Source organism: Candidatus Methylomirabilota bacterium (assembly GCA_035260325.1).
Classification (GTDB): domain Bacteria; phylum Methylomirabilota; class Methylomirabilia; order Rokubacteriales; family CSP1-6; genus AR19.
On the sequence record DATFVL010000294.1, the window covers coordinates 1 to 10,282 of the forward strand.

9 protein-coding genes are annotated in these 10,282 nt (G+C 70.0%); 3 read left to right on the forward strand and 6 right to left on the reverse strand.

Annotated features, from left to right (window positions below):
• Nucleotides 1–121: 121 nt before the first annotated feature.
• From VKG64_18705 to VKG64_18715, 3 genes are read right to left on the reverse strand one after another with little or no spacing between them, the layout of a single operon-like run.
• Nucleotides 122–880 carry an ABC transporter permease gene (locus VKG64_18705; protein HKB27072.1) on the reverse strand — a complete coding sequence of 253 codons (759 nt, stop codon included), beginning with the start codon at nt 878–880 and terminating at the stop codon, nt 122–124.
• Between the two features lie 18 nt (nt 881–898).
• A complete protein-coding gene (locus VKG64_18710; protein ID HKB27073.1) occupies nt 899–1,879 on the reverse strand; it encodes an ABC transporter substrate-binding protein in 981 nt (326 codons plus the stop codon).
• The gene (locus tag VKG64_18715; GenBank protein ID HKB27074.1) at nt 1,876–3,261 is read right to left on the reverse strand and encodes a TrpB-like pyridoxal phosphate-dependent enzyme; all 1,386 of its coding nucleotides are present in this window, start codon (nt 3,259–3,261) and stop codon (nt 1,876–1,878) included. Before VKG64_18715 ends, VKG64_18710 begins: the two co-directional genes overlap by 4 nt.
• A gap of 127 nt (nt 3,262–3,388) precedes the next feature.
• Between VKG64_18715 and VKG64_18720 the strand changes: the two genes are divergently transcribed.
• Nucleotides 3,389–4,555, forward strand: a complete 1,167-nt coding sequence (locus VKG64_18720) for a dihydrodipicolinate synthase family protein (GenBank protein HKB27075.1) — start codon at nt 3,389–3,391, stop codon at nt 4,553–4,555.
• Nucleotides 4,556–4,559: 4 nt separating this feature from the next.
• On the opposite strand, the gene VKG64_18725 is transcribed toward VKG64_18720, so the two are convergent.
• From VKG64_18725 to VKG64_18735, 3 genes are read right to left on the reverse strand one after another with little or no spacing between them, the layout of a single operon-like run.
• Nucleotides 4,560–5,459, reverse strand: a complete 900-nt coding sequence (locus VKG64_18725; protein HKB27076.1) for an MBL fold metallo-hydrolase — start codon at nt 5,457–5,459, stop codon at nt 4,560–4,562.
• Nucleotides 5,460–5,461: 2 nt separating this feature from the next.
• Nucleotides 5,462–7,045, reverse strand: a complete 1,584-nt coding sequence (locus VKG64_18730) for a hydantoinase/oxoprolinase family protein (GenBank protein HKB27077.1) — start codon at nt 7,043–7,045, stop codon at nt 5,462–5,464.
• Nucleotides 7,042–8,124, reverse strand: coding sequence for a DUF917 domain-containing protein (locus VKG64_18735; GenBank protein ID HKB27078.1), 1,083 nt, complete (start codon nt 8,122–8,124; stop codon nt 7,042–7,044). The genes VKG64_18730 and VKG64_18735 overlap by 4 nt, the downstream gene beginning before the upstream one ends.
• A gap of 51 nt (nt 8,125–8,175) precedes the next feature.
• On the opposite strand from VKG64_18735, the gene VKG64_18740 reads away from it, so the two are divergent.
• Together VKG64_18740 and VKG64_18745 are read left to right on the forward strand one after the other, a co-directional pair.
• Nucleotides 8,176–9,744, forward strand: a complete 1,569-nt coding sequence (locus VKG64_18740; GenBank protein ID HKB27079.1) for an ABC transporter substrate-binding protein — start codon at nt 8,176–8,178, stop codon at nt 9,742–9,744.
• 11 nt (nt 9,745–9,755) lie between these two features.
• The coding region (locus tag VKG64_18745; GenBank protein HKB27080.1) for an ABC transporter permease at nt 9,756–10,282 on the forward strand (527 nt) is incomplete at its 3' end.

The window sequence follows — 10,282 nt, forward strand, 5'->3', positions numbered from 1 at the left end:
GTCGTCTTCCCGCAGCCGTTCGGCCCGAGGAGGCACACGAACTCCCCCGCCTCGACGCCGAACGACACGGCGTCGAGGACCGGGATGAGATAGTCCTTCCCGACCCCCGCGACCTCGAGCTTCACCGCCATCGCGCGAGCCGCCGCGAGATCGAGTCGAAGACGAGCTTGTCGGTGACCATCATCACGAGGATCATCACGAGCGCCCAGGCGAAGACCATCTGGGTCGCCAGGATCTCGCGGCTGTAGTTCATGATGTAGCCGATCCCCGAGGTGACGCCGAAGATCTCGGCGACGACCGAGACCTTCAGCGCGAGCCCGAAGCCCACCTTCATCCCGGCCACCAGGTACGGGAGCGTGGACGGGATGACGATCGCCCGGAACTTCTCGCGGCCGTCGAGGCGATAGACGTCGCCCATCTCGAGGAGGCGCCGGTCCACGTTCGCGACCCCCTCGACGAGGTTCGACGCGACCACGGGGAGGGTGATCATGAACGTCGTGAAGATCGGCGCCCAGTTCGAGAGGCCGAACCAGATGATCGAGATGACGATCCAGACGAAGACCGAGGTCGAGTTCAGGACGGCGAGGACGTCGTGGACGACGCCGCGCGCGCGCGGCGAAAGGAAGGCGGCGAGCGCCATGCCGAGCGCGCAGAGCACGGCGCCGCCGAACCCGACCAGGATCCGGGAGAGCGAGGCGCCGGTGTGCGTCCACACGTCGCCGGATCGGATGATCTCGCCGAGGCCCCGGGCCACCGCGAGGGGCGAGGGCAGCACGTAGGCGCCGTAGCGCCAGGAGAGGAGCGACCAGACGACGATGACGGCCGCCGCGACGGCGAGCGTCGGGAGGCGCAGGCGGGCGGGCCAGTCACGTCGCGTCACGGACGGCCCGCCCCGCGATCACGCGCGGTGGAAGAATTCCTTCCGGATCCGATCAGGGCTGTCCCAGAGGTCGGACTTGAGGAAGCCGAACTCCTTGTTGATCTTGAGCTGCGCGATGAGCGTCTCCACCTGCTCGTCGTGGAGGCCCGAGAGCATGCGGACCGTCTCCTTGTACGCGACCTGGATGACCTCCTTCGGCAGCTTCGTCACCTCGGCCACGATCTCCATCGCGCGAGCCGGCTTGTGGTACCAGATGTCCACCGCGTCCTTCTGCGCCTCGTTCAGGTCGCTCGCGATCGCCGGGTTCCTGTCGAGGAACTCCTTGTGGATGAGGTAGCAGACGTGGACCGGAAAGCCGGACGCGCGGCCCGTCGCCTTCCGCCAGAGGTCGATCTGCTTGGCGAGGTACACGCCCTCGCCGCGGAGGACGACCGAGTCGGTGATCGGCTGCCAGGCGATGATCGCGTCCACGTCCTTCTTGCCCAGCAACGTCACCATGTCGGGCGGCGAGGTCGCCGTGACGATCTGCGTGTCCTTCTGGAGGTCGAGCCCATAGCCCTTCAGCGTGAGCGCCCGGATGTCGAAGAAGGTCGAGGTCCCGACGATCGCCGCGATCTTCCGTCCCTTGAGGTCCTCGACCTTGGCGAGCCCGGCGTCCTTGCGCGCGATGATCGCCCCGAGCACCGCCGTGGCCACGCCCGTGACCTTGAGCGGCACGCCGTCCTCGAACGCCTTGGCGGCGAGCGCGAACGACATGTCGATCGCGTCCACGTTCTTCGAGGCGAGCTGGTTCAGGAGCGGGCCCGGCGCGCCCGCGACGACGGAGTACTCGGCCTGCCAGCCGTGCTTCGCCAGCAGGTCCTCCTTGTGGATGATCTCCGTGGCCGCCCAGCCGAGCTGGAGGTAGGCCAGCCGCACCTTGCCCTTGCCCTGGGCGCGGAGCAGCGCCGGCGCGCCGAGGACCGCCGCGCCCGCCGTGAGGAAGTCGCGGCGCCTCATGCCTTGATCTTCGGCACGCCGCGGAGCGCTTCCTCGATCTTCTCCGCCGGGTACTCGTAGTCCTGGAGCTTGCCGGCGAGGTAGGCCTCGTAGGCGCCGAGATCGAAGTGGCCGTGGCCGGAGAGGTTGAAGAGGATCGTCTGCCGCTTGCCCTCCTTCTTGCAGCGCACCGCCTCGTCGATGACCACCCGGATCGCGTGAGCCGACTCGGGCGCCGGGATGATCCCCTCGGTGCGCGCGAACTGGACGGCCGCCTGGAAGGTGGAGATCTGCGCCACCGCGACGGCCTCGATCACGCCCTCGTCGTAGAGCTTGCAGACGAGCGGGGCCATGCCGTGGTAGCGGAGCCCGCCGGCGTGGAGCGGCGCCGGGACGAAGCCGTGGCCGAGCGTGTGCATCTTGACGAGCGGCGTGAGCCCCACGGTGTCGCCGAAGTCGTAGACGTACTTGCCCTTGGTGAGGCTCGGGCACGCGGTGGGCTCGACGGCGATGATCCGGAGCTTCTTCTTCTTGCCCGAGAGCTTGTCCGACGCGAAGGGGAACGAGAGGCCGGAGAAGTTGGAGCCGCCGCCGGCGCAGCCGATGACGATGTCGGCCTCGTCGTCGGCCTTCTCGAGCTGCTTCTTCGCCTCGAGGCCGATGACCGTCTGGTGCATGAGGACGTGGTTCAGCACGCTGCCGAGCGAGTACTTGGTGTCGTCGCGCGTCGCGGCGTCCTCGACGGCCTCGCTGATCGCGATGCCGAGGCTCCCCGGGGAGTTCGGGTCCTGCTGGAGGATCTTCTTGCCCGCCTGCGTGTCCGGGCTCGGGCTCGGCACGACCTGAGCGCCCCAGGTCTCCATCATGATGCGCCGGTAGGGCTTCTGCTGGTAGGAGACCTTCACCATGTAGACCTTGCACTGCAGGCCGAAGAAGTTGCAGGCCATCGCGAGGGCGGAGCCCCATTGGCCGGCGCCCGTCTCCGTGGCGATGCGCGTCACGCCTTCCTTCTTGTTGTAGTAGGCCTGGGCGACGGCCGTGTTCGGCTTGTGGCTGCCGGCCGGGCTCACGCCCTCGTACTTGTAATAGATGCGCGCGGGCGTGCCGAGGGCCTTCTCGAGGCGCCGCGCGCGATAGAGCGGGCTCGGGCGCCACAGGCGATAGATGTCACGGATCCCGTCGGGGATGGCGACCCAGCGCTCCTGGCCGACCTCCTGCTTGATCAGCTCCATCGGGAACAGCGGCGCCAGGTCCTGGGGGCCGATCGGCTTGCCCGTGCCGGGGTGCAGGACGGGCGGCGCGGGCGTCTTGAGGTCGGCCTGGATGTTGTACCACTTGCTCGGGATGTCCTTCTCGTCGAGGAGGAACTTCGTGCGGTTCTTCTCGGACGCTCTGGCTGCCATGTCGGCCTCCTTGGGCTCCACGTCGGCGGGAACGAAAAGTGCGCTAACGATACGCAACGCGAGCCGCGGCTGTCAACAGAGCCTCTGCTAGACTAGGCGGGCGAGAAGGACGAAGGAGAAGGATGGGATGAGCCTCACGGTGCGGCTGCCGCGTCCCGACGGAACGCTCCACGAGTACCGCCTGACGGGCCAGACCCCGCCCGCGCCGCCGCGCGGGCCCATCCGGAGCCGCATCGGCTTCACCGCCGTGCACGTCGTCGCCGATCCGCGGGCGCCGATCAACCCGACGCTCGAGGCGCGCCTGGACTGGGACGCGACGCTCGCCTACCGGCGCCACGTCTGGTCGCTCGGCCTCGCCGTCGCCGAGGCCATGGACACCTCGCAGCGCGGGATGGGCTTCGACTGGGACACGGCGAAGGAGCTGATCCGCCGGTCGGTCGGCGAGGCGCGCGCGATCCCGGGCGCCGTCCTCGCGAGCGGCGCCGGCACCGACCACCTCGAGCCGGGGCCGCGCGTGACGCTCGCCGACGTCGAGGCCGCCTACGAGGAGCAGTGCGCGTTCATCGAGTCGGTCGGCGGCCGGATCATCCTGATGGCGAGCCGCGCGCTCACCGCGTGCGCCAAGGGCCCGGACGACTACGTGAAGGTCTACGGCCGGATCCTCGCGCAGGCGCGCGAGCCCGTCATCATCCACTGGCTCGGCGAGATGTTCGACCCGGCGCTCGCCGGCTACTGGGGGTCGCACGATCGCGACCGCCAGACCGAGACGCTGCTGGCGATCGTCGGCGAGTACGCGGCGAAGATCGACGGCGTCAAGATCTCGCTCCTCGACCAGGCGCGCGAGATCGCGATGCGGCGGCGCTTCCCGACGGCCGTCCGCATGTACACCGGCGACGACTTCGACTACCCGACGACGATCCGCGGCGACGGCGCGCGCTGGAGCGACGCGCTCCTCGGGATCTTCGACGTGATCGCGCCGGCGGCCTCGGCCGCGCTGCACGCCCTCGACGTGGGCAACGTCGCGGCGTTCGACCGGATCCTGGCGCCGACGCTTCCGCTCTCGCGCCACGTGTTCGGCGCCCCCACGCGCTTCTACAAGACGGGCGTCGTCTTCGCCGCGTATCTCAACGGCCACCAGTCGCACTTCAGGATGGTGGGCGGCCTCGAGAGCGCGCGCTCGGCGCTGCATCTCGCCGAGCAGTTCGTGCTGATGGACCGCGCGGGGCTGCTGCGCGACCCCGACCTCGCCGCCGAGCGGATGCGCCGCGTCCTCGCCGTCGCCGGCGTGGAGTAGCCGCCTAGCGCCGCCCGGAGCGCGCGTCCTTCGGCCCGAGGACGTGACGTTCGAAGTGCCGCGGAACCACCACGCGGGCCCGCGGTGACACCGCCTTCACTTCCCTGACGAAGACCGCCGCCTCGCGGAGCCGCTCGTCCTGCGGCGCCCCGTAGGGGAAGGACTGTTCGTCCCAGTGGGTCGCGAACACGATCGGGGGACGGCCCAGGGCCCGCAGGAGCCGCGCGGTGTAGTCGTGGATCTCGAGCCGCTGCCGGGCCGCCGCGATCAGGGCGACGTCCGGGCGCAGCCCGTCCATCTCACGCTCGATGTAGTTCATGGACCCGGCCCAGAGGATCCGCCAGCCGCCCAGGCGCACGAGATAGGCGAGGGTCCCGCCCTCGACGTCGAGTCGCATTCGCCGCGGCCCCGTGACGTCGCGCGGGACGACACGCGAATCGAAGAAGCGCTTTCCGTGCAGCGCCGAATGCAGGCTCGGGATGACCTTCACGGAGAGCGCCCCGAACTCGTAGTCCTCGCCGCCGCGCACGGTGAGGAGCTGGGCATCGGGCACGCCGCCCGTGCGGGCGAGGTTCGTGGTGCTCTCCGTGCCGATGACGGTGGCGCCCGTCTTCCGGGCGATGTACGGCATGTCCAGCGTGTGGTTGAAGTGCGAGTGGGAGATCAGGATGAAGTCGGCGCGCGTGACGTGGGCATCGACGGCCGCCGTGTCCGGGACGAGGTCGTCGTCGGGCCCGAACACCCGGCGCGTGTCCCCGGGCAGGGGGGGCGTGGTCATGCTCCCGAGCTGGCCGGCGACCCGCAGGCGCGACAGATACGGATCCAGGAGGATCACGCGCTGGCCGTCCGTGATCTCCCAGCCGGCCGCGCCCAGGTGCGTGAGCGTGATGGACCGCCGGGCCATGCTCAGATGTCCCCGATCACCCGGACGCGGACGCGGAGCGAGTTGCCGGGGAGGTAGGCGAGGGGGAGGTCCTCCACCTCGACGAGCGCGAGCGTCTTCGGGTCGGCCCCGGCGCTCACCGCCTGCTCTTCGGCGAGCCGCCGCGCGCGGGCGATCGCCTCGTCGCGCGTGAGGTTCTGGAAGATCTGGTCCACCTCGCCGCTGACCTGGGCGATCGCGGCGCCGACCGCGTTCGCCACCGCCTGATGCTGGACGTGGACGACCTCGGAGACGCCGGCGATCCGCTCCGGCACCAGGAAACAGCCGCCGCCCACGGCGATGAGCGGCTCGTCGCGCGCGTCGGTCTTCATCCGATCCACGCCCTCCTCGATCACGGCGGCCGCCCGCGCGAGGACGTTCTTGACGAGCGCCGCCGGGAGTGAGGCGACGCGCGTCCGGTCGCCGACGTCGAGGAGCCCCGCCGCGACGGCGACGTCGGTCGCGGTCAGCTCGTCGCCGCCGAAGACGAGGCTCTGCTCGGTGAGCCGGTAGCCGACGCTCAGCGGCCCGACGGCGACGGGCTCGCGGCGGACGAGCGAGCCGCCACCCAGGCCGAGCGAGAGGAGGTCGGGCATCCTGAAGAGCGTGCGGACGCCGCCGATCTCGACGACGTTGTTCGCCTCGCGGGGGAAGCCGTGACGGAGGCAGCCGATGTCCGTCGTCGTGCCGCCGACGTCGATGACCAGCGCGTCGGTGCGCTTCGAGAGAAACGCCGCGCCCCGCATCGAGTTGGTCGGCCCCGATGCGAAGCTGTAGACGGGGAAGGTCTCGGCGACCGACGCGCGCATGACCGTGCCGTCGTTCTGGGTGAGATAGAGCGGCGCCGCGATCCCGCTCGCCCCGAGGGCGTCGGTGAAGGCGCGCGCGGTCTTCCGCGCGAGATCCACGAGCGCGGCGTTGAGCAGCGTCGCGTTCTCGCGCTCGAGGAGCCCGATGCGACCGAGCCGGTGCGAGAGCGTGACGGCGACGCCGGGGCACTCTTCGCGGAGGATCTCCGCCGCCTGCTCCTCGCACGAGGGGTTCAGCGGAGAGAAGACTGAGGCGACTCCCACCGAGGTCAGGCCCGCGTCGCGGATGCGCCGCGCGGCGGCGCGCAGGCCGGCCGCATCGAAGGGGACGATCGGCCGCCCGTCGTACTCGTGGCCACCTTCCAGCATCACGATCTCCCCGCGGACGATGGCGGCGAGGTCCTCGGGCCAGTCGATGAAGGGCTCGAGCGAGGCGCTCGCGGGGAGCCCGATGCGGATCGCGGCGACGCGGGTGAGGTCGCGCCGCTGGACGACGGCGTTGGTGAAGTGGGTGGTGCCGATCATCACCGCGTCGATTGGAGCGGGGTCCGCGAGTCCGGCTTGCGCCGTAGGTGGCCTGCCGGAGGTGCGGTGTGGCTCCGCACCTGCGTCCGCACGCAGCGCGGCGAGGGCATTCTTGATCCCCGTCGTGACGTCGGCGGTCGTCGGCGTCTTGACGGCGTGGACGACGCGCTCGTCCTCCAGGAGGACCGCGTCGGTGTTGGTCCCGCCCACGTCGATGCCCACGCGCCGTTTCATGCGAAGACGCTCGTGAAGTCGAGGTCGTAGCCGAAGGCGCGCGGTCCGACGTGCTCCAGGCCCTTGGGTGTGAGGAGGACCGGCGGCGCGGGGAGCGCCACGACGCCGACCCGCTGGCCGTAGCGCAGCGTCTCGGTGCCGACCGCCTCGCCCGAGACGCTGTCCATGACGCAGATGAGGTCGGGCGTCGTCACCCGCGGGACGCCGTCGAGCCAGCCGACGGCGAACTCGTTCTGGAAGGCGAGCTCGAAGGCCGAGCCGCGGAACGCGTCGAGACCGTCGAGCGTCGCCGTCCCGCGCAGGAACCCCTCGGTCGCCCGCCGCGCGACGTCGCGGATCTTGCCCTTGAACAGGAGCAACCCGCGCTCGGCCTCGATGATCGCCTGGACCGGGTCGCGGTGGGCGCGCCGCGCCGCCTGGACCGTCTCGCCGAGGCGGATCGCCTTCGTCGTCGAGTAGAGGATCGCGCACTCCTTGACTTCCTTGCCGGTGCGCGGCGCCTTGCACGTCGCCGCGATCGAGCCGACCTCGACGCACGCCTTGCGCGACAGGCGCTCCATCCACTTCCACGAGGCGGCGCGCGCGACGATCACCGCGTTGTCGCGGACGTCGGCGAGCGTGAGCGGGTACATGCGGAGGTCGTGGATGGCGAAGCTCGTCATCTGCGCCTCGGGGAACGCGCGCCCCATGCAGTCGGCGTCCACGACCGGCAGGCCGAGCAGCGCCGCGGCCATGAAGGGCTGGATCGCGTTGCCGCCGCCGATCTCGAGCGACATGACGGCGGTGAACTTCCGCCCGAGGTACTCCTCCATCATCGTGACGGCGTGCGCGATCGTGCGCGGGTCGGTGAGCCGCTCCTGGCCGACGAGCGGCGCGCCCATGTTCGAGACGACCGCGACCGGATCGTCGTCGCCGAGGTCCATCGGGTCCAGGAGCGAGACGACGGCGCCCGCGCGGTAGAGCTTCCGCATGTTGAGGAGCGCCAGGTACGGGCTTCCGCCCCCGCCGGTGCCGAGGATCCAGGCGCCGATCGCGAGCGATTCGATCTCGGCCGCGGAGACGGGGCGGAGCGGGGCCATCGCCCGCGTATGTTATCCTGCCGCCATCGCGGCGCAAACAGGAGGGCGGCCATGAGGGTGTTCGTCACGGTGGTCCTGGCAGCGCTCATCGCGGCGTCCCCGGCGTCGGCCTTCGAGCGGAGCGGCGACCGGAAGATCCTCGTCTTCGCCGGCGCTCAGGAAGTTCCCACGATCGACCCGAGCGTCAAGTACGACTGGTCCATCCGGATGGCCCAGCAGTCCCTCTACGACGCCCTCGTCAAGTACGTCGGCAACCCGCCCCAGATCGTGCCCTGGCTCGCCGAGAGGTGGGAGAGCACGCCGGACGCGAAGACGTGGACGTTCCACCTCGTCAGGAACGCGAAGTTCCATAACGGCGACCCCGTGACCGCCGAGGCCGTCCGCTTCTCCTTCGTGCGCACGCTCAAGCTGAACCAGGGGCCCGCCTGGATGCTGTCCGACTTCCTGAAGGAGGAGGGCATCAAGGTCATCGGCGACGGGACGATCCAGTTCACCCTCACCCAGCCCTACGCGCCGTTCCTGTCTTTCCTGCCGTGGTGGTACGTGATGAATCCGAAGCAGGTCCTGGCGAACGCGCAGGGGGACGATCTCGGCCAGAAGTGGCTCACGACCAACGAGGCGGGCAGCGGGCCCTTCAAGATCAAGCGCTGGGACCAGGGCGTCCTCTACGAGCTCGAGGCCGTGGACGGCTACTGGAAGGGCTGGCCGTCGAAGGACCGCATCGGCGGCGTCATCTACAAGATCGTCCGTGAGTCGGGCGCCCAGCGCGCGGCGCTCCTGCGCGGCGAGGCCGATATCGTCCAGGGGCTCTCGACCGACGACTTCGACCAGGTCGGCAAGATGCCGGGCATCGTCGTGCCCACCTTCCCGGGGATGACGACGTTCGGGATCAAGATGAACACGCAGAAGGGCCCGACGAAGGACCCGAACCTCCGCAAGGCGGTGTGCTACGCGTTCGACTACGACGCGCTCGTCAAGATCTACAACGGCAACGCCGTGCTCCAGACGAGCCCGTTCCCGAACGCGACTCGCGGCCACATCGCCGTGCCCGGCTTCTACCGCCAGGACGTCGCGAAGGCGAAGGAGTTTCTCGCCAAGTCGGCCTACCCGAACGGCGGCGTCGAGCTCGAGTACGTCTACGTCCAGGGGCTCGAGGAGGAGCGGAAGATGGGGCTCGTCCTCATCGACAACCTCCAGAAGCTCAACGTCACGGTGAAGATGGTGCCGCTCATCTGGCCGAACATGGTGGGGCGCGGCTCCAAGGCGGAGACCTCGCCCGACATGATGGCCGTGTTCACGACGCCCGTCTCCACGGACCCGGACGCGGTCGCGTACCAGTACCACAAGAACTCCTGGGGCAAGTACTACGGCTCGGCCTTCTACGCGAACGACGACGTCTGGGCGCTGATCGACCGCGCGCGCACCATCGCCCGGTGGGAGGAGCGCGCGCCGCTCTACGCCGAGATCCAGAAGCGCATCGCGGCCGACGCGCCGGAGATCTTCGGGATGCTCGCGAACCGGCGCTGGGCGATGCGCGATCACGTGAAGGGCTTCCAGTTCAGTCCCGTCCGCTTCACGGGCGAGGTGGACCTCTACCCGCTGGCCATCGTCGCCAAGTAGCCGCCAGGCCGTTGCTCGGCTACGTCGTCAAGCGGCTCGCGCTGCTGGGCCTGATGCTCTTCGGGCTCCTCTGCATCACGTTCGCGATCTCTCACGTCGTCCCTGGGGATCCCGCCCGGCTCGCGGCCGGTCCCGACGCCACGGCCTCGATGGTCCAGACGCTCAGCGCCGAGTACGGCCTCGACCGGCCGCTCTGGGTCCAGTTCGCGCGTTACGTCCGCGGGATGGCCGGCGGCGACCTCGGCCGCTCGCTCCGAACGCGCGAGAGCGTCGGGAGCGACCTCCTCCGCTACTTCCCGAACACGTTCGAGCTGGTCACGGGCGCGATGCTCATCGCCATCCTCCTCGGCGTCCCGCTCGGCATCCTCTCCGCCGTCTACCGCAACACCTGGGTGGACCACCTGACGCGCGTCGTCTCGGTCTCCGGCGTCGCGATCCCCGCCTTCTGGCTCGGGCTCATGCTTCAGCTCCTCCTGGCGCTCCAGTGGCGGCTCCTGCCCCTCGGCGGCCGTCTCGGCCTCATGAGCGCCCGGCCCGA